Raw genomic sequence first — 23,852 nt, 5'->3', positions numbered from 1 at the left:
AGCGGGAAAGGGCGGCGAGTGACACTCAATGACGCCATTCGATGCTGACTGACAATTTGTCACAAAAAAATACGCTCAAGTACGCCTTTTGGCTTGCTTGAGCGTTTTTGTTTCGTTAGTGTGGCAAACTTATCTTCACAAAGACGATTGATGACCGTTTTGACCGTTCATTCGGTACAACTACCGAATGTGTTTAACAAAAGATGGATATAACAATGAAAATAGCTCCTCTCCTATTGGCGCTTGGCGCGGCTGGTTTGGCCTGCTCAGCCCACGCGGCCGATCCTAAGCCTTTTACTGTGCAACAGCTGGTTAAACTCAACAAATTGCATTCAGCCGCGGTGTCCCACGACGGCACAAAATTGGTCTACGGCCTGAAAACCGTTAATGACAAGGGAGAGGCGAGCTCAGATTTATATATTCTCGATTTGACGCAAGCGGACGCGAAACCGATGCAGATCACTTCTGCAGCGGGTACTGAGCACGATGTCAGCTTCGCAAACGATGACAAATCGATTTATTTCCTCGCCAGCCGCAGTGGTTCAAGCCAACTGTTCCAACTGCCATTAACGGGCGGTGAAGCGCAGCAAGTTTCTGATCTGCCATTGGATATTGATGGTTACAAACTCTCTAACGATGGTAAGCAAATCGTGCTCAGCATGCGTGTTTTCCCCGAGTGTAAAGACTTAGCTTGTTCAAAAGACAAATTTAAGGCCGAAGAAGAGCGTAAATCGACGGGCCGTGAATACAAGCAGTTGATGGTGCGTCACTGGGATACCTGGGAAGATCATGCCCGTAACCACTTATTTGTGGGTGCCCTTAATGGCGAGAAGCTGACCAAAGTGGTGGACATCACCCAAGGTTTAGACACAGAAACCCCACCTAAGCCATTCTCAGGCATGGAAGAAGTGTCCTTCACTCCTGATGGCAAATATGTGGTGTACAGCGCCAAAGCGCCAAGCAAAGATCAAGCTTGGACGACAAACTACGATCTGTGGCAGGTGAGTGTAAACGGTGGAAAAGCCACTAACTTAACCGCCGATAACATCGCTTGGGACGCCCAGCCAATATTCTCAAGCGATGGTCGCTATATGGCGTACCTCGCGATGACTAAACCCGGCTTCGAAGCTGACCGTTACCGCATTATGCTGCGTGATACTAGCACTGGACAGTCGAAGGAAGTGGCACCGCTGTGGGACAGAAGCCCAAGCTCGCTGATGTTTGCACCAGACAACCGTACTCTGTATGTGACGGCTCAAGACATTGGTCAAGTGTCTATTTTCAAAGTGAATACTCAGTTTGGTGATGTGCAGTCTGTCTACAGCGACGGCAGCAATAGCCTGATTGCGATCGCCGACGATCAACTGATCTTCGACAGCAAAACCTTAGTTGAGCCGGGCGATCTGTACCGCATCAACACCGACGGCCAAGGCCTGAAACGTCTGACTGAAGTTAACAAAGACAAACTGGCCGAAATCAAATTCGGTGAATTCCAACAATTTAGCTTTAAGGGTTGGAACAACGAAGATGTTTACGGTTACTGGATCAAACCTGCCAACTACCAAGAAGGCAAAAAGTATCCGATTGCATATCTAGTCCACGGTGGTCCGCAGGGGTCATTTGGTAACGCCTTCAGTGGTCGTTGGAACGCCCAGTTATGGGCTGGCGCGGGTTATGGCGTTGTGATGGTGGACTTCCACGGTTCAACTGGTTACGGCCAAGCCTTTACCGATTCTATCAGCCAAGATTGGGGTGGTAAGCCATTAGAAGACTTACAAAAAGGTCTGGCAGCGGTGAGCCAACAACAAAAATGGCTCGATCCACAAAATGCCTGTGCATTGGGCGGCTCTTACGGCGGCTACATGATGAACTGGATCCAAGGCAACTGGAACGATGGCTTTAAGTGCCTCGTTAACCACGCGGGTCTGTTCGATATGCGCTCTATGTACTATGTGACCGAAGAAGTATGGTTCCCAGAGCATGAGTTTGGTGGCACTTACTCAGATAACAAAGCCTTATATGAGAAGTTTAACCCAGTAAACTATGTGGAAAACTGGAAAACGCCAATGTTGGTTATCCATGGCGAGAAGGACTTCCGTGTGCCTTATGGTCAAGGTTTAGCCTCATTTAGCTATATGCAACGCAAGGGAATTCCATCAGAGCTGCTGATTTTCCCTGATGAAAACCACTGGATCTTAAAGCCTGAAAACCTCGAACAATGGTACGCGAACGTGTTCCGTTGGATGGACAGCTGGACGAAAAAGTAACCGAGGATGATGGACTTAAATCCACTGGGTATTAAGTCCCGTTAACCTGTTGCCAAAGCCAGAACCCTGTTCTGGCTTTTTAATACTAGGATTGTGAATCTAAGTCAGTTACACACTGGACTTATCAAGGAATGAAGATGCTGATCAGAGCGGCGAGTACAACAGATATTGAGGCGATAAGCGCATTAATCACGCAGCTGACACAAGTTTATATCGCCCCCACGTGTACAGATGTTGGCGCTGAAACCTTAGTCAACGCCATGTCGATTGAGTCGGTGGCTCATTATTTTGCCTCAGGTTATCAATATCATGTCGCAGTGAATGAGGCTGGCGAACTCGTTGGTGTGGTGGGGGTGAAGGATAACAGTCATCTTTATCATCTATTTGTGGCGGATATTGCCAAGGGGCAAGGCCTGTCGCGTCAGTTGTGGGAGCTTGCCAAAGCTGAGTGTCTAGCCAAGGGGAATCCCGGCACTTTTACCGTTAACTCGGCGGTGAATGCGCTGCCTGTCTATCAGCACTTTGGCTTTGTTGCACAAAGTGATATTCGCGAGCGCGGTGGGATCCGCGATATTCCAATGCAACTCGTGCTTTGATCTATAACGATCTTTAACCATAAGACCAAAACATAAAATCAGAAGAAGAGAACCTATGGCGAATGTGAGTTTTTACCCAATCGGGACAGTCGGTGAAAAATGGGGCGATGCCGAAAAGGCCGCATGGTTTGCTAGTACGCAAATTAAGCGTTCTTACCATGACAATGTTGTTACGCCACTAAAAGCGATGGAGTCACAACTGGCCGAAATAGGGCTGAGTGTGGTGCAATATGGCGCCTTATCGATTGATTCTGCACGTTATCCCTTGTTTGCGGTTAGATCTGCTACGTTCGATCCGAACAAGAAAACCGTCTTAGTCACAGGTGGTGTACACGGCTACGAAACCAGCGGCGTGCATGGCGCCTTGGCTTTTTTGGCTAACAACGCGGCTCACTATGCAAACCGGGTAAACTTAGTGGTGGCAGTGTGTGTAAGCCCTTGGGGTTATGAGACTATTAATCGCTGGAACCCGAAAGCTATCGATCCAAACCGCTCGTTTTATGCCAATAGCCCAGCTGAAGAGTCGGCAGCATTGATGGCACTGGTGGCAAGTGTCCCACAAGGTTTTGATGTGCATGTGGATTTACATGAAACCACCGACTCGGATGAAGATGAATTTCGCCCAGCCTTGGCCGCGCGTGATGGCAAAGACTTTATTCCCGGCACCATTCCTGATGGTTTTTATGCCGTAGGCGATACCGAAAATCCACAGGATGCCTTCCAAAAGGCGATTATCGACGGGGTGAGTAAAGTCACTCACATCGCGCCCGCCGATGAAAAGGGCGAGATTATCGGTTCGACAGTGGTGCAACACGGGGTGATCAACTACCCATTGAAAGCGCTAGGTTTATGCAGCAGTGTGACGGGTTGTATTTATAACACCACCACGGAAGTGTATCCCGACAGCCCATCGGCCACGCCTGCAGAGTGCAACTTAGCCCAAGTCGCGGCAATCACTAGTGCCATCGACTATGTATTAGCGTTGAACTAATTGAGTTTATTTGATACTTAGCTTGAACAGTCGTCACGTTTTAGATGGTGTTATTACTTGATTTTGCTTGAGCTTAACCGCATACCAGAAGGGCTACAGGACGATTTCGATTAATCTCCACTGTAGCCCTTTATTTTATGGTTTTTCTTAAGTGAACGGCATTACTCGTCACTCCCAACATATTTATGTACTAGCATCAGTTTTTACTGATTTATTCTATTGCTTCTGGGCAAAATCTAAGTCAATCCAGTTCTCTTAGTTAGGGGATTAGCACTTGACTCTCGGTATGCCGCCCCACAGAGTGGTGTATTGTGGCGTTAGTAATGCCCGCCGCATTGCCCATTTTTGTTCTATGCCTTGTGCTGCCAAAAATAAGGTGTCTTGTCCATAGCGGGAATTTATTCCATCCAGTGCGTTCATTAGTATGGGTTTGGTTTTAGGACGATTGAACAAATCGAGTTGCTGATATCTATCCTGTTCGAGATTAATTAAGCCTACACCTATCTTGTAGTACCTAATTCCTGGTCGAAATAATTTTGGGGCAGCCAAAGACATTGCCTGCGTCATTTCAATCGTGCAATTGGTTGCCGTGGGGAAATGGATAAGGGATTTAAAACCGACGGGTTGTTCATCGTAAGGGGAGTTATTGGCAAAAATCAGCATCGATTTGCAGCACGAACCTTGCGCCCTAGCTTTTGCCGCTGCAATTCCAACGTGTTTGCTCAATGCCTGTAGTAACGAATCAAAATCCATGATGCGCTCACCCACGGAGCGAGTGGAAAATATCTGTTGTTTATCCGCCCGTGTGTAGTCCCATTGTTTACAGGCAGTGCCATTAAGTTCTCGGACTGTTCGCTCTATCTCTATGCTGAATTGCTTGCGTGCAAGGCCTGCTGGCATTTGCGCAAGATCGTAAGCGGTCTGAATGCCCATACTCGCCAGCTTTTTGCTGAGCTGTCGTCCAATTCCCCACACGTCACCGACTGAGAGTTGCTTGAGAATTTCAATCCGTTGTAGGTCATTATCAATCAGGCAAACGCCATGATAACCAGGTAGTTTTTTGGCAGCATGATTGGCGATTTTAGCCAATGTAAGTGTTGCACCTATACCAACACAAACGGGTAAGCGAGCTTCTTTCCAAACGGTTTGACGGATACGCAGTCCATGCGTTTTTAAGCAGGGAATGCTGGAGTGGCAGTGCTTGAAGGATAAAAATGATTCATCAATGGAGTAAATATGTTGCTCGGGTGCGAAGCGGCCGATGATTTCCATCATTTTTGCCGACAAATCGGCATAGAGTTCATACAGTTGGCTAATAATTCCTGCTAAAAATAGACGAATAAGTGATCATCCTTTCTGCTACATAGGTTGCTGGCGTCTAACGCCTGAAAAATCACCAAGCTCAATTTGCTGTCTATTTTTTAGTAGGGATTCATCCATATGTCTAATTTTGTAATCAATTTGATCGCTAAGGAATTAATAATTTGAATACTGACAGACAAATTGCCTAGGGACAATCTTCACTCGACACAAACAGGTTCAAGTGACTCAGTAATCACATGTCATCTGCCTGTTGCTTTCTAGCTCACTTTGGGACATTTCCGAGTTAAAGCCTTAACTCAAACGCGTCTGCTTCAGATAAAAATATCTATGGGTTAACGCCCCAATCAGCTGCAGCCGGCATGGAGCTTACTTTGTGTTAGTTTGTGAGCGCAGCGAGCAACACAAAGTAAGCGTAGTGTTGGCTATCTGCTGCATTGGCTTGTTAGGCATTTTTAATTGGCAAGCTAGCATACATACTTTTAACTTTGAAAATATCTTTGCCTACAACAAATACCCTTCGTATTTTTTGGCCTCCAGCTTTTAATGGGGGCATATCATTACGAATTGCTTTGATGCCAGCAGCCTCCAATTCTTTCTGTAAATTTAACGCTGACTCTTCGCTTTCAAAGAATCCGACATTATGCCAATGCTCGATAGACATAATTTCTTTGTAATAGAATTTGCAGGCTTCGGCTTCGTTCTTTGACTCATATATAGGCTTGGAATTTGATCCGCGCTCGGTGTAGTAAATTGTCCATTTCCCATGATTTTCAGATAGACAGTAGATATCAGACTTTGCGCCAGCTGAGCCAATGCAAAAATTATTTGGGTTACACCCTTCTTCCAGCAGTATTTTCTCTAGCTCAGATGTATTCACGTGTTTATTGCCTAACGCCGCGTTAAGGGGTGCAGGCACGCAATACAAAAGCTACCGCACAGCGACTTAATCACCAAACCCAACGCAAACTGAAAATGCCACGCGTGCCAAATCCCACTTAAACGCTTTGTTATGCTTAAGCTTCAATGACTTACGTTTGACCAGAACCAAGATTAACTCGACTTTGATTTACAAACAAAAGCCAAAATGTAGAAAACCGAAATGAATCATAGTTTTAATAATCAGACTTCGAATTTTGGCAAAACTGGCTTGGAGTTTAAAAACCAAAAATGGATTTCTGATTGAACCAGCCACCCTAACCTCGCGCTTACCCGAAAATTGATTGAGGCAACGCTCTGAATTTTCAGCGCCAAAGAATAAGTGTCCGAAAAACAGCGCTCAAAAAAGCTGGCTTGCCGACAAACGCGAAACTGAAAAGCCGAGGGAACAAAGAAAAACCATAAACCACTGATTTTACGTGATTAAGCATAACATTTTATTCGTGCGCATGCGCGTTTATCTCGTTGTACCAGTGAAAACGCGCACAGTTAACTATCTGTATGCAAAGAACTTATCAGCATTCTATTAAATATACCATCTGGAAAAACGCGCATGCGCGTTTTCCAAACCTATTAACTAAAAATCTGTCACCATAGTTAATTGATTTGATAGAATTTTATTTATTGCGGATGGAATTAGTGCGCACTGATTTTGTCTAAAAATCATACCAAAACACCTAAATTTAAATATGACTGTATACCCATACATTGTTAGCCGATTTCTGGTAAGGCCAAACATAGGCAAATAGATAAGAATATGTATGGCAGCAGGTGTGGGAATTTTCGGTTGAGCTAACGAGCCTAAACAAGGAATGGGGCGTGCGACGTGAAGTCGTATGAAGTGCTGTTCACCGCTTAATGAGTGAACCATCTGTATCACCAGATGAACCTAGGAGCCTGAATAAAGTAGCGGCTCTGACAATGTAACGAAGGTTGGTATGCACCAATCGGGATCGAAATCGTGAGAAGACGATCCTCCTGATAACCACAAATCGGGTGAGTGCTAGGTAGTCAGTATGATGAACATAAGTGAATCCGCATAAGGCGCGTTATACGTTGAAACAGCGGAAGTGGTTAATACGCTGTAGCCAAAAGGCAAGAGAGTCGGAAAGAGATTGCCCCATGCTCTTTCGTGATCATTGAACTCTCCGCACCATAGCGGGCATCTAACCTGACATTGCGCGACATACGGAACACGGTAAGCCTGTATCGCTCCCTCTGGGAAAGCCAATATAGCCGATGGCGGTGCAGGTATAGGATGTTGGAAAAAGCAAAGGCTGCATTGTAATGATGCAGATACAGGCGACTGTCTGGCACGAAAGTGAGCCCACTTCCGACTGGTCTCCCATTGCGAAAGAGTTTGAAGAACTTTATTTAAGGCGAAACGCAAATGATGGTTTCTCATGAAATCAGTGCCTCCCTCGACAGCAACCCGTGGCAATCCATTGACTGGAAGGCCGCTGAGTCGCTTGTATTAAAGCTTCAGATGCGTATTGCAAAGGCAACAAGAGAAGGTAAACAAGGCAAGGTGAAAGCCCTGCAATGGGTATTGACTCACTCACGCTCCGCAAAACTCCTTGCGGTTAAGCGTGTTTCACAAAACAAAGGCAGTAATACACCTGGAATAGATGGCGTCATCTGGAACACAGATGCTCGCCGTATTGCAGCGGTTAAGCAACTGAAACGGAAAGCGTATCAAGCCAAACCTCTCAAGCGTATCTACATCCCCAAGAAAAATGGCAAACTCAGACCACTCGGTATCCCCTGCATGATAGATAGGGCGCAACAAGCGCTGCATTTACTTGCTTTAGAGCCGATATCAGAGACTGTCGCAGACCCAAATAGCTATGGCTTTCGGCCTCATCGAAGCACTGCTGATGCAATCGCTCAGTGCTTCCTATGTCTGAGCCAAAGGTATTCTAGCGAATGGGTTCTTGAGGGTGATATCAAAGCGTGTTTTGACAAGATTGGCCACCAATGGCTTATCGACAACATAGCGCTAGACAAGAAAATGCTAAGACAATGGCTGGAATGTGGCTTTATGGACAAAGGGTTATTCTACAGAACCGATGAGGGAACACCCCAAGGTGGGATCATCTCACCGACATTGATGTTACTCACCCTCTCAGGACTGGAACAACTCCTTAAAGCCACGGCCCGCCGTAAAGGCTGCAACGTTAACTTTATCGGATATGCAGACGATTTCGTCGTTACTGGATCTTCAAAGGAAGTGCTAGTAAACGAAATCAAACCGCTGATTGCACGCTTCTTAGCAGAAAGAGGACTAACGCTATCGGAAGAGAAAACCCATGTCACTCATATCAATGATGGATTTGATTTTCTAGGTTTTAATCTCAGGAAATACAAAGGGAAATTACTCATCAAACCGAGTAAATCCAATGCGCTGTCATTCTTAGGTAACATGCGAACACTCATCAAAACACACGGCACGACATCAACTAACGATCTCATCAGACTGATGAATCCGAAGTTGCGCGGCTGGGCGAACTATTATCGCCATGTTGTAGCTAAGCAAACTTTCGGCTATGTGAGTTACAAACTATTCCAGACACTATGGCACTGGGCAGTGAGACGTCATCCCACTAAAGGAAAGCGGTGGGTAGCGTTCAAATATTTCATAAACCGCCAAGGCCAATGGCAATTTCACGGTTGGAACAAAGTCGCTGATATGGACTGTCAGTTTAACCTTGTGCAAATCGCCCATACGCCGATAGTGCGACATGTGAAAATCAGAAGTGCGGCAACGCCTTATGACCCCCAATTTTCTGAGTATTTTAGAAAGCTAAGGCGGGAGAAAGGAAGTCGTAACTCTTGGTTGGAACCCGTCCAAACTGCGTTGTAAGTTGCTGGGTATTATCTTAATGCCTTCGTGGAGGCTTGAGCCGTATGCAGTGAAAGTTGCACGTACGGTTCTTAGGAGGGCGGCACTTGGTAACAGGTGTCGCCTATCCGACATTAAACTGTCCCGTCCTAAGATAGGTTGACAGTTTTTAGGCCAGCTCCAGTAGCTGGCCTTTTCTATTGTGCACCTGATTAGGGGTTGCCATATTCAAACTCAGATGCGGTCTCATATCGTTGTATATTGCTATCGATTCTCTAACAAGTATCTTCAGCTCCGCAAATGTCCTACATCGGTGCAGTAAAAACTCCTGCTTCAGAATGCCATTCACTCTTTCTGCTAATGCATTTTGGTAGCAATCATAACCATCCGTCATTGACGGCTGGATTTGGCTCGCCTGAAGCGCATTCTGATAAACTGCTGAGCAGTATTGTAAACCTCTGTCTGAGTGATGCACTGCGTTGCCGATATAGCGTTTATCTTTTATGGCCATTTTTAACGCTTTCACCACACTCTCGGCTTTCATGTCTTTACTCACGTGATGACCGACTATCTTACGAGAACTGGCATCGGTGACCAGTGACAGGTAGTGCACACCTTGGTCTGACTCAAGATAGGTGATATCACTGACCAGTACATGCCCTGCATCATGCAGTCCTTCCTCTTTCAGCAGATTAGGATGCTTCTTCATCCAGTGTTTGCTGAACGTGGTTTTGGTGTAGCTTTTCTTCGGTTTAACCAGTAAACCTTCACTTCTCAAATAGGTAAAGAACCCATCTCGCCCGAGTTTAATATCGTGCTCAACCAGCCTGGATTTTATCAACGTGTAGAGCTTACGGGCCCCTAACCTTGGCATATATTTACGCCAGTACTGGACCCAGTCTTTGATGACCGATAGCTCAGCTCTACGACTTTCCATTCGAGCAACTGCCTGATAAATACCTTGCCGCGACATACCCGCAGCACGACATGCGGCAGCGAGGTTTATTTCTCCGTTGTTTTTTGCTTGCCAGACGTACCGGATAAGTACTTTTTTCTGAGGCCTGCTCCATATTCATTGTCCATGATATCAACCATGCCATTGAGGATTTTGTTACGCAGTTTCTCTTCTGCTAACTCACGTTCAAGGCGCTTGATAGTTTCGGCAGGGGTTTCATTTGACTTAGGCATAAGGGGATGCTGAAAAGGTTTCGACCAATCGAGTCTACCATGTTTTCTAAGCCAAACGAGTACCGTTGAACGGCCTTGAATACCAAAATGGGCTTGGGCTTGTTTGTACGTCATTTCGCCTTTTTCAACACGCTCTACAACGCCTAATTTAAAGGCTAAGGTGTAATCTCGTTGTGTGCGCTTACGGCTTGAGTTAATTGATGTTGTCATAAAGAAGTCCTCTTTATGTCAACGTATTTCAGGACTAGACAAACGTTTTAGAAAAGGCAGAGTACCTATGTGATCGCTGCCATTTCAGTATGAATCTTTAATACTTAGTATCAAACTGATTACTCTCCCACAACAAGAGAGTAAACCTTGTAAGTTTGTTCAGGCTTATCGGTTGGTTGATCTTTGATTAGTTTCACGGCATAACAGAAGGCGTGCGTGTCTGAAGGCCAAAAAATAAAAATTTTGAGACACGGTAATTCGTTTTACTAAGCGATATCTTAGTACGAAAATACAGAAACAAAAGGTGCTTATCGTGACGAAATTACCTACAAACTCACCAACTGACTTTTGCGTAGCCTTTATAGAAAGAGAACTTGAAGATAACCGAGAGAAAATGATTTGGATGAGCCGCTGGCCACTTATGCAACGGATGATTGACCAGGCATCAAACCTTGAAAGGGTATTCAACGAGCTAATCAATCAGTTTGGCTACGCTGATAAACTAGCTATCCTTTATGAATCAGAAAGGCCAAATGCTGAAGCTGTTTGGTTGACATTGGAACATATCTGGATGAGCGGTGATTTTGCGAAGGAAGAGTTTATCCAAGCTAGAACCAATAGGCGTGAGCTACTCAAATTACAAGAAGATATCTCAGAGCTTTCATGTCGTCTGGCCGGTATGCTAAGACGCCAGAGTGAATTGTATGAGTTATCTGGTTTTCGCCGGCATGATTATCAAACAGCAGTCGATTCGTTGGTGCAAGGCGGAGAGCATAACTATCTTTTCGGAGCTTACGTTAAAAATGAGCTTAAAAGTCTGGCTTGCAAATATGGTCTTAAATACTGGCCTTCACGGGCTGATGTCGTAGAAGCTATTGGTGAGTTTGAAGAGCTTCAACCAATACCACAACATGTTGAAATCCCTGATGCAGTACTAGATGGAAGATCGTCAGACCATAAAGATTTTGTTCTTGCGTTTGACGCCCAATTTGATGAACTAAATCAGCTGCCTATCGGATTTAGATTCAGTAATCAAGCAATGGCAGACATTATCAATGTAGTTTTAGATTTTCCTGAAGATAAACTCATCCTTGGTGATACTATCAGAACGATCAGGAATCGATACTCAGCTAACAAATAGCCTGTATAACTACATGAACTGAGCATTTGATATGAATGAGACACGTGAAGTGGCGAAGCAATACTGAATCGCCACTGATATTGTAGTGACTTTCTAAACATTAGTAAATTAGGTCAACAGACCAGTACCAAGCAGAGCTAGTTCAGTCATGCGAAACAAGTTTTGGAGGACTTTGTTTCCTAAATAGGTTGAACTAAAACCGTAGCCGCAGATCTGATCGGCATCGCCTATCAACTTACCCATCAACCGTGTCAAAGCCTCGCTATAAAACAACCAACTGGAAGCAATACAACCAAGCCTTAATCAACCGCGGTTCACTTACCTTCTGGATTGATGAGGATGCAATTGCTAAGTGGAAAGCCAAGGTCGAGCCGCCCAAGAAAGGTCGCCCTCAATTATTTAGCGACTTAGCCATTACCACTGCGTTGATGGTTAAGCGTATTTTCTCTATGCCACTGAGAGCCTTACAGGGCTTTATCAATTCGGTGTTTAAACTGGGTGACATCCCATTATCTTGCCCGCATTACACCTGTATCAGTAAACGCGCGAAAACGGTCAATATTGCTTTTAAAACCAAGACTCGCGGCGCCATTGAGCACTTAGCTATCGACTCGACAGGCTTGAAGGTCTATGGCGAAGCTGAGTGGAAAGTGAAGAAACACGGCACAGATGGAAAGCGCAGAGTGTGGCGTAAACTGCATATTGCCGTAGATACACATAGCCATGAAATTATTGCCGCAGAACTCAGTTTATCAGGTGTAACAGACGCTGAAGTGATGCCCAATTTACTTAAGCAAACCCATCGAAAAATCCGCAATATCTCGGGTGATGGTGCTTACGACACGAAAGCCTGTCACGAAGCCGTTCGTCGAAAACGCGCTTTAGTGCTCATTCCACCTAGGGAAGGTGCTGCGCTATGGGAACAAGGGCATCCACGAAACTTAGCCGTCAGTTGGCAACAGCTTCATGGCTCAAATAAGCAATGGAAAAAACGGTATGGTTATCATCGCCGCTCAATCTCAGAAACCGCAATGTACAGGATAAAACAACTGCTAGGAGGCACGTTGAGCATGCGAAATTATAACGCTCAGGTGGGAGAAGCTTACGCGATGATTAGGGCTTTGAACAAACTCACTGGGCTAGGTATGCCTGAAACCCACTATATAGCTTGATATTTGAACAATGATGAGAGTTTCGTTCGCTGACTCGATTTAGGAAACAAAGCCACCTCCTTGTTCAATGCTTAGCCAAGCATAGTCGGAGCTTAACCACCTCGCTATTAAAGATAGGTATCCGTAATTTCATTTTATTAAGATTGGGTGTCAATAATTTCGAACTATCTTCTTTAGTGTTAAATATTTTTCAAATTAGCATTTGATTGCTGAATTTTTTCTGCCTGCTAATTTAAAATTTTCGTGACAGGTATAATTCGAGAATTCTTAGTTGAGGTAATAAATAATTTAAAGGTATTTAATATTGCAAAGGATTCCGTAGGTAGCGGTCAGGCTCTATACATAAACCGATATAGGATTCTAAGCTTCATCCAAATGAATTGATCGTTGAGAACATATGAGATTCCAACGTTAGGGTGGGAGACTTACGCCGTTTTGGTCAGCTTGTTAAATTGCCTATATGTTAATTTTTAACGCATTGGCTGTACAGAGAATTAATGCTGACGGCTAATGTACGCTTCTGGTTAACAGGTTTTCTGAAGTCAAGTTGCTTTGCGTTTGGATGGGCTGAAATTATCAGAGACTGGAAGATTTTTATACAAGTCTGTCGATGTGGGCTAGAGAATTCGCTATCGGTGAATTTACTGGTTTCACGATCTAAACTAAAACTAGCTGTTGCTTAAGAATATTTTAAATGAGATATGTATATTTATTTTTTATCGCTATAGCTTTTCTTATGATAATTCCAAGTGCATATTCTGAAATTAAACATATTAGTTTAAATGAGAGGATGTTCGAAATTGGTAAAGTCCCAATATTAAAAATAAACATAGTGGCAGATCCGCAACATATTCCAAACCTAGAATTTGTTTTAGTACAGAAAAATAGTGAAGAAAGACTTGTCGTTCGACAACAAAATCAATTTATACTTGTTGTTATGGGCCAAGAAAAAGTCTATGACATTAATGCTAAACTTATTGTGCGGTACAGCAACCCTATCGGCTCGATTCCTCTTTTTAATGAGATAGATTATGTAGAAGAAGTAAATGCGTCATCGGGTGGTTATCCAATGCAGATTACGCCGAATTCTAATTCTTGCACTCTAGAATACGATGGAGATAAAACCCTTTGGAGATTAGCAAAAGATTATAGCGATATATGGAAAACGAATGTATACAGTGCCATGTTAGCTGTTTTTTATGCAAATCCTGATGGATTTTATCAAGGGAAAATTAATGGATTAAGAAAAAATGCTAAACTTAGCTGCCCTTCGGAGGAATTATTGAATTATTATCGTGATAATCAAAATGCTAAAAACATTTTTGATTCACTGAACTCATCTCGTTAACATTGATTCCATCCGACAGTGCCTAGCGTTTTGTAAATCGATAGGGCTAAGATACTGTCGTCATATAAAAATATAATCCAATATTTTTGAGTCAATAGGCTAAGCGTTACTGTAATACTGTTAAATGGCTACACCAAGCATTGTAATCCTGCTTTTCTCAGCTTCTTAATTGATAAGGCCTCGTGGTAGTTTAACTCTATATAAAATGAATATCAGTGCTATGCAACTATTAAATTGGGACCATTACTTAATATAATAATAACAGCAAATCGATATGCACTCTGTCATTTTTGTATAAAGCCGCCTTACTCCCTAACAAATTAACTTTTCGCTTTGCTCTGGGCGGATAAACCAAGGTTTGAATAGGAATCCCTGTACCAAATCGACATTCAGCTCGCGAGCCTGCTGGAGCTGGGCTTCGGTTTCTATGCCTTCGAGGATACATTGTTTGCCCGAGCGTTTGCCAAATTCAATCAGGGCGCCGAGCAGGGCGATACCATGGGGCGCGTCGATTAATTGCAGCCAGTAGCGGTCAAATTTGAGGTAATCCACATTCATTATTAAATCGATGGAGAGCATGGAGTGAGGCGCGCCGATATCATCGAGTGCCACTTGAATATTGGCCGCTTTAAATTGATGAAATAAGCGATTCGCGAGCTCGGCATCACTAACGCAAGTATTTTCGATGATTTCCACCGTCAATTGCGGATGCTGCGATAGCAGGCCGAGTAACTTTGGGGTATGCGCTCCATCTACTGCGTGGGGATCCACATTCACAAATAAACGCTGGTTCTGTGGGGCGTGTTTGAGCTGAAAAGCTTTTGCCTGAAACTCAACTGCCGCCAGTTGTTCGCTGGCTTCGTGTAATTGCTCAAAGATTAGATTAGGGGCGATGGCTTGACCCTGCTCGAGGTAAAAACGGGCGAGTGCTTCATAGCCATGAATACGTTGAGTGTGGGGACAGACAAAGGGCTGGTATTCGCAACTTAAGGATAAACCGCTGAGATTGAGCATCGAAACTGGGGGTAAATGGCTAATCGCTAATTATTCGCATTTAGTGGCCAAGAGTGCAAACAAGTTTACCTCGCATGAGTGCGTTTGCCGATTTAATGCACATACGGTTAACTTTATGTGTGTAAACAAAATCTTGATGCTGTAAAAACAATCGAGGCGGCTTAAGCCACCTCGATTGTGATCCCAGTTACTCAATGTTACTTAGTAATGGAACTTAGTAATGGAACTTGAGCTCGGCCTCGTTGAATAACGGCTGTGGCTTTTGTTTTTGCGCCTCGTAAATCAAGCGATAACTTAACACGGCTTGCACATATTCACGGGTCTCGGTAAAGGGAATGGACTCGACAAAACTCATAGCATCGAGTTGACCATTCGACTCCGCTAACCAGCGGCGAACCCGTGAGGGGCCTGCGTTATAGGCGGCGGTGGCTAATACGCGGTTTTGATTGAATTCTTTCAATAATTGCGCGTAGTAGGCGCTGCCTAAGTTTAAGTTAAGTTCGGCGCTGTACAGATCCTTAGGATCGCGGTACTTGGCACCGTGTTTTTTGGCCGTAGCCTTGGCGGTAGCGGGCATAATTTGCATTAATCCGCGGGCGCCCACACCTGAAGTCGCATAAAGGAAAAACGCACTTTCGCGGCGGCTAATGGCGCGGATTTCATCGATATTAACCTTGTGCTTTTTACTGGCATGTTCAAAGCCAGATTGATGCGCCATCGGGAAGCGCAGGGGAATATCATCCCAGAGCTTGCCTTGGATACTGGCCTCCACGCCAAAGTCATACCAGCCTTGATCGTGGGCATAACGACCATAGCGGGCGCGCATCTCATTATTGCTGCGTTTTAGCAGGGCAACCCATTCATAGCGGGCATCGAAGTAACGATCCAGTGCCATCAGTTCCAATACGCGCACAAAGCCTAAGTCGTCTTCGAGTTTTTGACTGGTCCCATCCACTACAGGCTCTGGGCTTTGATTTAAGGACACGGGCTTATTCAATAACTGTGACGCGGCAAAACCGTAAAAGTTACGCTCATTACTGACCGCCGCTAACGCCTTGGTGGCGCTTTCGGGGGCGTGTTTTGCGTTGGTGCGATACAGCCAATATTGCCAGCGTTCTTTGGCTAAGGTTTCGGGCGATAATAAATCTAAGTAGCGCGCGATATGGGTGTTGTCCTGCTCGCGGATCGCCCAGCGTAAGCGGCGCTCGAACATATCATCGCTTTTCATCTCGGGCAGCAGGTTATCGGCCCAGTCTTTAAAGTTATCATCCTGCTCAATCAACACGCGGCGTACCAAGTACTTTTGCAGCTGTTGATCTTGTGCTGGGGTAAAGCGTTTTGCTTTTTGATACCGAGTATATAAATTAATGGCTTGGTCGAGATCCTTACGGGCAAGGCGTTTTAAGCCTGCGGCAACGATATCGCCAACAATAGGATTTTTATCCTTAAATTTTTCGGTATGGCGCAGGCTATTGGGATCTTTAAATACCGCCACTAAGCGTTTTGCCTCGGCGCTATGCACGGTGATTTTTTGCGATAAATAACTCAGCAGACTGGTTTGGCCCTCATCGAAACTCAGTAACATCCGCGCCCAAATCACATCTTGAGTGCGCTTACCGGCCTTGGTCCAGGCATTGAAGAGGGGATCGCATTCCTTAGGACGGGAATCGCCATAGACCCATAGTGACTGCGCCGCCGTGTAGGCGGTTTGGGTTTCGCCCTTGGCGAGTTTGGCTTCATAAAAATAGCACTGTAGCCTGACATCGGTCGGCGCGTCTTGAGCGAGGCTCAAAAAGTCATTCCAACGCTTTTGGCCGCCGGCATTTAATAAATATTTTGAACGCAGGCGCTGATACATAGGCGTGGTTTGATATTTATCTATCATGGCCTTAGCGTCGTTGCCGCGTAAATCGTTAAGCTTGCCAATGTCGATATCATGGTCGAGATAAATCGCCAGCGGATAATCGCCTAACTTAGCACGCAGGGGCTTGTAGGTGGCATAGTCTTGTTTCTTTAAGGCTTTTTCAGCCTCAAGAAAGGTCTTCTGGGTAGAAGTTAACGCGAAAGCCGCAGAGGCATTGAATGCCCCTGCGATGATAATTGCGCTGGATAACACCATCTTTGTCAATGGGTTGCACATGCAGAACTTGCCTCCGGGCATCAAGGTTACAATCGACTTTTCCCTATCGATTCAGGATTATGAGTTATTGGCTTTTAAACTGCGTGGTTATCGTTATTGTTCGAGTGCGGTGGCATCCTCAGTATGGGTCAAAAGCGTATCGCGATTTGTATCATCATCACTGCTGTCCTGGGCATCACCCTCGTCTAAGGCTTCATTGAGCGCCTTCTCAAGTAACATCTTATCGAGTTGTTTGCTGGTATCAACACCTAGTTGCTGCATTAAATGCGCTTGACGCACTAAATTGCCTTTGCCCGATGACAATTTGTTCATGGCACTGTGATAGGTTTTTTCGGCGTTATCCAGAGCACGGCCGAGTTTTTCCATATCGTCGAGGTAGCCACAGAGTTTGTCGTAGATGCGACCCGCCTGTTTGGCAATGGTTTGGGCGTGCTGGTTTTGATACTCGTAACGCCAGATATTATTGATTGTTCGCAGGGCAACCAAGAGGTTGGTTGGACTGACCAGCATAATATTTTGCTCAAGGGCAAAGTTAACTAGGCTTGGGTCATGCTCTAGGGCCAGCAAGAAGGCGGGTTCAATCGGGATAAACATCAGCACATAATCTAAGCTTTTTAGCCCGTGTAAACGCTGATAATCCTTTTGACTCAAGCCCTTAATATGATTTCGGATCGATAAAACGTGTTCATTGATGGCCTGTTCACGCACCAGCGGATCTTCGCTATTAAAATAGCGCTCGTAGCTGATGAGCGACATTTTGGCATCGATCACCACGTCTTTATTTTCAGGCAAATGTACGATCACATCCGGCTTAAAGCGTTTGCCGCTGTCGTCCTTCAGATCCTGCTGGGTGTGGTATTCGTGACCTTCACGCAGGCCGCTTTCTTGCAGCACGCGGTCTAAAATCACTTCGCCCCAGTTGCCTTGCTGCTTGTTATCGCCCTTTAAGGCTTTGGTCAGGTTAATGGCATCCTGGCTCATTTTTAAGTTGAGCTCGCGCAGGTGTTCTAATTGATGTTTAAGGGCGCTGCGTTCCGACTGTTCATGGTTGTAGGATTCGCGAATTTGCTGTCTAAAACCTTCTAACTGCTGCTTTAACGGCCCGAGCACGCCTTCTAACTGGTTCGCATTTTGATGTTTAAAGCTTTCGCTGCGCTCTTCGAAAATTCGATTGGCAAGGTTCTCAAACTGAGTTTGCAGGCGCACTTCGGCCATTTCTAAAGTGGCGATTTTTTCCTGCATCGCAGATTGCTGGGCATCAGCCTTGGCTTGAATGGTTTGTTGCATCGCATTGGATTTGGATAAGGCCAGTTGTAGCTCAAGTTGGCGGCGATGGCTGTCGGCAAGTTGTTGCTCTAAACTCGGCAGGCGCTCGGCCATGGCTTCGGCTTTGCCCAGTTGTTCTATCTTTTGCTCTAAGCGCTGTTGGCACTGGCGCAGTTGGCTGTCTTTATCGTCGACTAAAATTTGCTGCTGGGCGAGGGAGAGCTCGGCGTCTTCGTTTACCTGCCGCATTTCTTGCTCTAATTCGTCTTTAAACTGTTGCCAGCGAGAACGAGTGAGACGTTGATTGAGCAGGGCACCGATTAACAGTCCTAAAAAGGCCACGGCGAGTAGGCCGATGATCTGGGCGAGGGAAAAAGATTGAGAAAATGGCATCTTACTAGCACTCCTTTAGCTGTGGCGCCTAGGGTCGCATGCCCCAAAAAAGGCTTCAAGTGCTTTAATAAACAATCTGTTTAGGCGGTAACTCAAATGAACAAGACTTAGTCGCTTAAGTTGAGATACTGTGAGGGATGAAATTTTTTTGCTGTTATCTGTGTCTATATCCCTACAGCTTATCAACACAGGTAAATGTACCTGAGGTTTTTGGGCGAGCGCTGAGGGTGAGTTAAGCGTCGGTAGATAACATTTATTTTTGCAGAGGTGTCCATTGGCTAATCAATCACGTTTTACACCGGGTATTTTGAAAAAAGCGCGCTGGCATATCCAAGATAATCAAGTGACACCCGAATCGGTGTTTATGGCGCGCCGCCATATAGTGAAAGCCATGGGCCTTGGCGCGATTGGGGCTAGTATTCCGGGTTATGTGCAGGCGGGATTATTCGATCTGTTTGGCGAACAACCCAAAACTAGCTTTATCACCACGCCATTAACCTTTGAGGCCAATGCGCGCTTTGGCAAGAACGAAGTGCTAACGCCCGTCGATAAGGTCACCACCCACAATAACTTTTATGAGTTTGGTACCAGCAAGCAGGATCCGTCTGATAACGCCCAGCAGTTTAAGGTCGAGCCTTGGCAATTACGTATCGAAGGTGAAGTGGAGCGCCCGATGACGCTCGATTATCAAGATCTCACTAAGCTATTTCCGCTAGAAGAACGCATTTATCGGCTGCGTTGCGTCGAAGCTTGGTCCATGGTGATCCCCTGGGTGGGCTTTCCACTCGCCGCTTTATTGAAAAAAGTCGGGGTGACCAGTAAAGGTAAGTATGTTGCCTTTGAAACGGCCTTCGATCCCGAGCAAATGCCGGGACAAAAGAGCCGTTTAATGGGCGGCGGTATTCATTATCCCTATGTGGAAGGTCTAACCATTGCCGAGGCGATGAATGAGCTGACGCTGATGTCGGTCGGACTCTACGGAAAAACTTTGCCGCCGCAAAACGGCGCGCCAATTCGCTTAGTGGTGCCTTGGAAATACGGTTTTAAGAGCATTAAATCCATTGTCCGCATTCGGGTGATGGACAAGCAGCCACCCACCAGTTGGAATCAACTCGCGCCCCATGAGTATGGTTTTTATGCCAATGTGAATCCTGCGGTGGATCATCCCCGTTGGTCGCAGGCGAGTGAGCGGCGCATCGGCGAGGGTGGGTTGTTCTCGGCAAAACGTATCGATACCTTGCCCTTTAATGGCTATGGCGAATTTGTCGCTTCTTTATATGAAGGCATGGATTTAAGGCAATTTTATTAACCTATGGCGGCCGTATTCTTAGGCGCAGTCGATTGCGCCTAGCGAACGAGCTGCAAAAGCTGCAAATAGGTCAGCGCTTTTAAAGGGCAAAAAGAGTAGGAGTCTTATGTTCAACATCACGGCGTTAAGAGTCACACCAAAACAGCTGCTCTGGGTAAAATTAGTCTTTCATTTGATTGGGCTTATCCCGATTGTTTGGTTGGTTTTTACTGTGCTGTCGGGCCGTGCTGGCGGCGATCCTGTGCAGCATATTATCCACTTTACGGGCATTGGCGCTTTAAATGCGTTGGCGGCTACGCTGCTGATTTCTCCCCTTGCTAAGGGATTAAAGTTAGGCTGGTTGATGCAGACGCGCCGCTTGGTTGGCTTGTATGTGTTTGCCTATGCGACTTTGCATATTGTGGCGTTTTTTAGTTTAGATCTGCTGTTTGCCTGGGAGTTATTCTTTAGCGAGGTAGCGAAACGGCCTTATATTTTAGTAGGCGCTCTGGCCTATGTGATAGTCACCGCGCTAGCGCTGACGTCCTTTAAAGCCTTAATGCGTAAAATGGGCCGCCGTTGGCAAACGCTGCACAATGGCGTGTATTTGGTGGCGCTACTTGCGCCCATTCATTTTTATTGGTCGGTAAAATCCGAAATTATCGAACCGAGTCTGTATATCCTCGGCTTTGGTTTGTTGCTCGCGTGGCGTTTACCCATTTGGCAGAAGAAGCGCAGCAGCCGTATCGCGATGGCCGCCGAGGGCAAGCGATAATCTGTAGTGTTGGCATTTATCAATGAGTAAAGAAAACGGCGTTTGCAGGGCATGCAAACGCCGTTTTCATATCTGGCGGGAAGATTAAAGGCTTAACCTAAACCTTGGGTCGCCGACTTCATTTGAATAAATTCAATCTTATAACCGTCGGGATCTTCCACAAACGCGATTTCAGTGGTGCCGCCAGCAACAGGGCCGGGCGCGCGGGTGACTTTACCACCCGCAGCGGCAATGGCTTCACAGCGGGCATAAATGTCTTCATCACCGATGGCAATATGACCAAAGGCCGTGCCGAGATCGTATTTTTCCGTTCCCCAGTTGTAGGTTAACTCGATGACGGCCTGACCCGTTGATTCTTCACCGTAACCCACGAAGGCGAGGGAATATTTGTACTCTGGATTTTTGGAGGTGCGTAGCAGCTTCATGCCCAGCACTTGAGTGTAAAAAGCGATACTGCGTTCTAAGTTACCGACGCGAAGCATGGTGTGTAACAGTTGTGACATAGGATTATCTCGGTCAATGAATTACGTCGGCAGTATATCAAAATTTGCCGTAAGTCATGCCGGAATGTTAATCGAATAAATGGATTGCCCAATCTTGATTTCGATAATTACGTGCGCTAGGGAAGAGGGTGTAATGTGAGCTGTATCACTTTGTCAGCCCGAGCGGTGTGAAAAGCGCACTATTATTTAGCTCTTGCTCACAAAATAACTATCTCAATATAGGCATTTATCTCAGCCTTGATAATAATGGGGTTATACCAACTAGGAGAGTGAATATGACCACCGAACTAAAAATGGCGCTAGGTACGACAGTTGTAATTGCTTTATTTTTCAGTGCATTCTTTGTATCCATGTTCTGATATTGCTTTCAAATCCCTTCCCATGCAGAGGCGCTTAAGTCGATTGATTTAAGCGCCTTTGTGTTATTTGTCCCATAGCGTTTATCCCGTTCTTTATTTCAATCTCCTGAGCTGTTGTGCTTAGTCTTGCCTAAGCGATGGCGTCATTGCTAAACACTTGCGGGGCTGGTTTTGCCTGCGTTTACTCCTGTGATATTTAGCAACAGTTGTGCAAATAGTTTGAAAAATGATTATTTTGATATTTATATATTTTGATTTTCAAACTAAACTGGCGACAGAAGTCATCAATCACCACAGCGAGTTTGCTCTTGCTGCATGAATTTACGCTCACTCATTTATGCAAGCTAGGGAAATCGCTTAGGAAAAAATAATGAAAACAACATCTTCAACCGAGAAGCCGATGCAGAGTACCGGGCTTGGGCATTCTGTCGCGCAGTGGCAGCATTCCCATGGATTTTCTAACCAAAATACGGCGGGCGAAAAAAACACTCGCTATGTGTTGTATCTCACCGTGATTACCATGGTGGCCGAGATTGTGGCGGGGACCCTTTATGGCTCTATGGCCTTGCTGGCCGATGGTTGGCATATGGGCACCCACGCCGCCGCCTTTATGATCACCCTGTTTGCCTATTCCTATGCCCGTAAGCATGCCAATGATCCGGCCTTTGCCTTTGGTACAGGAAAGGTGAGTGTGCTTGGCGGTTACACCAGCGCCATCGCCTTAGGCTTAGTGGCCTTAGTGATGTTAATTGAGTCGGGCATGCGCTTGATTAATCCTGAGGATATTCACTTTAATGAAGCGATTTTTGTCGCCCTGATTGGCTTAAGCGTGAACGTATTGAGTGTGTTCCTGTTGAAAGATCACCATTCCCACGGCCATGGACATTCACTCGGGCATTCACACGGCCACTCGCATGGACATTCACACAGTCACTCACACGACCATGATCACGACGATGATGATCATAAAGAGCATCAAGATAATCATTGCTGCCATGGGCACGATCATCATGCTGCTGACCATGACCATGACCATGACCATGACCATGACCATGACCATGACCATGACCATGACGACCATTCACACAGCCACGCACAGGGTCATTCCCATGGGCATTCACATGGGCACTCGGGCCATGATCACAACCTGAGGGCTGCCTATTTCCACGTTTTAGCCGATGCGTTAACCTCTGTGCTGGCGATTGCGGCGCTGTTATTCGGTAAATATATGGGCTTAACTTGGCTCGATCCGATTATGGGGATTGTTGGCGCGATTATTATCAGCCGCTGGTCATGGGGCCTTATCCAACAGACCAGTCCAATTCTGTTGGACGGTGGGGTAAAGGCCTCGCTACAGCGCAAAGTGCGTGAGACCATAGAGGCGGTACCGGATCATCAAGTGGCCGATTTACATATTTGGCGCGTGAGTGCCGATCACCATGCTATTATGGTGTCCATTGTGTCTCACTCACCGAAAGAAGCCAGTTATTTTAATCAGTTACTGACTAAGTTCCCTGAGTTATCCCATATTACCATTGAGCTGCATACTTGCCGTCAACGTGAGTGTGTGGCTAAGGAAGCCTAATGACTGTTGCACACCCGCATGATGCTTTATCAGCCGCGTCCGCCCATTCTACGGATCAGGCCCTGAACCATGTGATTATTGAGTTTTATGAAAAACTATCATCGTGGGAGCATGCTATTGTGCGCGATAAGGGTTTTAGCTTGTCGCAGGTACACACGATAGAGTTGTTGGGGGTGCACGGCGCGATGCGCATGAAGGAACTGGCCGACAAAATCGGCGTGACCACAGGTACGCTCACCGTACAAATCGATAAAATGGTCGAGTCCCAGTGGGTGATGCGCCGTCCCCATGAGAGTGACAGACGTTCGATTCTGGTTGAGCTCACCGAGAAAGGTCAGGCGCTGTTCCTCGAGCATGATGCACTGCATTTGCAATTAACGACCGATCTCACGGCTAAGATGAGTGCAGAGGAGCGAAGTTTACTGCTGAGTCTGTTGACGCGGATGAATCAAGAGTTTTAATGGCAGCGTTTACTCGCGATTCAGTATTGATTAAAGCGCCCCGATGGGCGCTTT

General features: G+C 45.8%; 17 protein-coding genes and 1 pseudogene. 11 read left to right on the top strand and 7 right to left on the bottom strand.

Features of this window, described 5'->3' with window-relative positions:
* Nucleotides 1-215: 215 nt before the first annotated feature.
* From SHEWMR4_RS11185 to SHEWMR4_RS11175, 3 genes are all read left to right on the top strand, one after another.
* Nucleotides 216-2,267: an alpha/beta hydrolase family protein gene (locus SHEWMR4_RS11185; RefSeq protein ID WP_041408779.1), complete on the top strand. Its 2,052-nt coding sequence runs from the start codon at nt 216-218 to the stop codon at nt 2,265-2,267.
* Nucleotides 2,268-2,404: 137 nt separating this feature from the next.
* Entirely contained in the window at nt 2,405-2,863 is a 459-nt protein-coding gene (locus tag SHEWMR4_RS11180; protein ID WP_011622885.1) for a GNAT family N-acetyltransferase, read from the top strand.
* A gap of 55 nt (nt 2,864-2,918) precedes the next feature.
* A complete protein-coding gene (locus SHEWMR4_RS11175) occupies nt 2,919-3,854 on the top strand; it encodes a M14 family metallocarboxypeptidase (protein WP_011622884.1) in 936 nt (311 codons plus the stop codon).
* Nucleotides 3,855-4,121: 267 nt separating this feature from the next.
* On the opposite strand, the pseudogene SHEWMR4_RS11170 reads toward SHEWMR4_RS11175, so the two are convergent.
* Nucleotides 4,122-5,174, bottom strand: a pseudogene (locus tag SHEWMR4_RS11170) (Y-family DNA polymerase); the annotation flags it as partial.
* A gap of 445 nt (nt 5,175-5,619) precedes the next feature.
* Nucleotides 5,620-6,054, bottom strand: coding sequence for a hypothetical protein (locus tag SHEWMR4_RS11165; RefSeq protein ID WP_041408778.1), 435 nt, complete (start codon nt 6,052-6,054; stop codon nt 5,620-5,622).
* 1,449 nt (nt 6,055-7,503) lie between these two features.
* On the opposite strand from SHEWMR4_RS11165, the gene ltrA reads away from it, so the two are divergent.
* The gene (ltrA, locus tag SHEWMR4_RS11160; RefSeq protein WP_011622881.1) at nt 7,504-8,976 is read left to right on the top strand and encodes a group II intron reverse transcriptase/maturase; all 1,473 of its coding nucleotides are present in this window, start codon (nt 7,504-7,506) and stop codon (nt 8,974-8,976) included.
* A 148-nt stretch (nt 8,977-9,124) separates the two neighbouring features.
* Here the strand turns inward: ltrA and SHEWMR4_RS20780 are convergent.
* Nucleotides 9,125-10,353 (bottom strand): IS3-like element ISShes2 family transposase gene (locus SHEWMR4_RS20780; protein WP_086022263.1). Its coding sequence is split into 2 segments (ribosomal slippage): nt 9,125-10,002 and nt 10,002-10,353, totalling 1,230 coding nucleotides; the frame shifts between segments, so codons are not numbered across the junction.
* A gap of 313 nt (nt 10,354-10,666) precedes the next feature.
* Here SHEWMR4_RS20780 and SHEWMR4_RS11145 point away from each other — a divergent pair.
* The 3 genes from SHEWMR4_RS11145 (at nt 10,667) to SHEWMR4_RS11135 (ending at nt 14,014) form a co-directional block, all read left to right on the top strand.
* Nucleotides 10,667-11,494, top strand: a complete 828-nt coding sequence (locus SHEWMR4_RS11145; protein WP_157037028.1) for a hypothetical protein — start codon at nt 10,667-10,669, stop codon at nt 11,492-11,494.
* Nucleotides 11,495-11,742: 248 nt separating this feature from the next.
* Nucleotides 11,743-12,666 carry an IS5-like element ISSod12 family transposase gene (locus tag SHEWMR4_RS11140; RefSeq protein ID WP_011622877.1) on the top strand — a complete coding sequence of 308 codons (924 nt, stop codon included), beginning with the start codon at nt 11,743-11,745 and terminating at the stop codon, nt 12,664-12,666.
* Nucleotides 12,667-13,360: 694 nt separating this feature from the next.
* Nucleotides 13,361-14,014 carry a hypothetical protein gene (locus tag SHEWMR4_RS11135; RefSeq protein ID WP_011622876.1) on the top strand — a complete coding sequence of 218 codons (654 nt, stop codon included), beginning with the start codon at nt 13,361-13,363 and terminating at the stop codon, nt 14,012-14,014.
* 312 nt (nt 14,015-14,326) lie between these two features.
* Here SHEWMR4_RS11135 and SHEWMR4_RS11130 read toward each other — a convergent pair whose 3' ends face one another.
* From SHEWMR4_RS11130 to rmuC, 3 genes are all read right to left on the bottom strand, one after another.
* Nucleotides 14,327-15,028 carry an EAL domain-containing protein gene (locus SHEWMR4_RS11130; RefSeq protein WP_011622875.1) on the bottom strand — a complete coding sequence of 234 codons (702 nt, stop codon included), beginning with the start codon at nt 15,026-15,028 and terminating at the stop codon, nt 14,327-14,329.
* A gap of 214 nt (nt 15,029-15,242) precedes the next feature.
* Nucleotides 15,243-17,168 (bottom strand): transglycosylase SLT domain-containing protein, encoded by a 1,926-nt coding sequence (locus tag SHEWMR4_RS11125; RefSeq protein WP_011622874.1) that lies wholly within the window; start codon nt 17,166-17,168, stop codon nt 15,243-15,245.
* A gap of 93 nt (nt 17,169-17,261) precedes the next feature.
* Nucleotides 17,262-18,827, bottom strand: coding sequence for a DNA recombination protein RmuC (gene rmuC / locus SHEWMR4_RS11120; RefSeq protein ID WP_011622873.1), 1,566 nt, complete (start codon nt 18,825-18,827; stop codon nt 17,262-17,264).
* A gap of 274 nt (nt 18,828-19,101) precedes the next feature.
* Here rmuC and msrP point away from each other — a divergent pair, with 274 nt between their 5' ends.
* Complete coding sequence (gene msrP / locus SHEWMR4_RS11115; protein WP_011622872.1) at nt 19,102-20,136, top strand: protein-methionine-sulfoxide reductase catalytic subunit MsrP; 1,035 nt, start codon at nt 19,102-19,104, stop codon at nt 20,134-20,136.
* A gap of 106 nt (nt 20,137-20,242) precedes the next feature.
* A complete protein-coding gene (msrQ, locus tag SHEWMR4_RS11110) occupies nt 20,243-20,890 on the top strand; it encodes a protein-methionine-sulfoxide reductase heme-binding subunit MsrQ (protein WP_011622871.1) in 648 nt (215 codons plus the stop codon).
* 92 nt (nt 20,891-20,982) lie between these two features.
* Here msrQ and gloA read toward each other — a convergent pair whose 3' ends face one another.
* Nucleotides 20,983-21,393, bottom strand: coding sequence for a lactoylglutathione lyase (gene gloA, locus SHEWMR4_RS11105; RefSeq protein WP_011622870.1), 411 nt, complete (start codon nt 21,391-21,393; stop codon nt 20,983-20,985).
* Between the two features lie 729 nt (nt 21,394-22,122).
* Between gloA and dmeF the strand changes: the two genes are divergently transcribed.
* Nucleotides 22,123-23,337, top strand: a complete 1,215-nt coding sequence (dmeF, locus tag SHEWMR4_RS11100; protein ID WP_011622869.1) for a CDF family Co(II)/Ni(II) efflux transporter DmeF — start codon at nt 22,123-22,125, stop codon at nt 23,335-23,337.
* Nucleotides 23,337-23,798, top strand: coding sequence for a MarR family winged helix-turn-helix transcriptional regulator (locus SHEWMR4_RS11095; protein ID WP_011622868.1), 462 nt, complete (start codon nt 23,337-23,339; stop codon nt 23,796-23,798). The genes dmeF and SHEWMR4_RS11095 overlap by 1 nt, the downstream gene beginning before the upstream one ends.
* Nucleotides 23,799-23,852 lie beyond the last annotated feature (54 nt).

The sequence above is a fragment of the Shewanella sp. MR-4 genome (assembly GCF_000014685.1).
Classification (GTDB): domain Bacteria; phylum Pseudomonadota; class Gammaproteobacteria; order Enterobacterales; family Shewanellaceae; genus Shewanella.
This window is presented reverse-complemented; position numbering and strand designations above follow the sequence as displayed.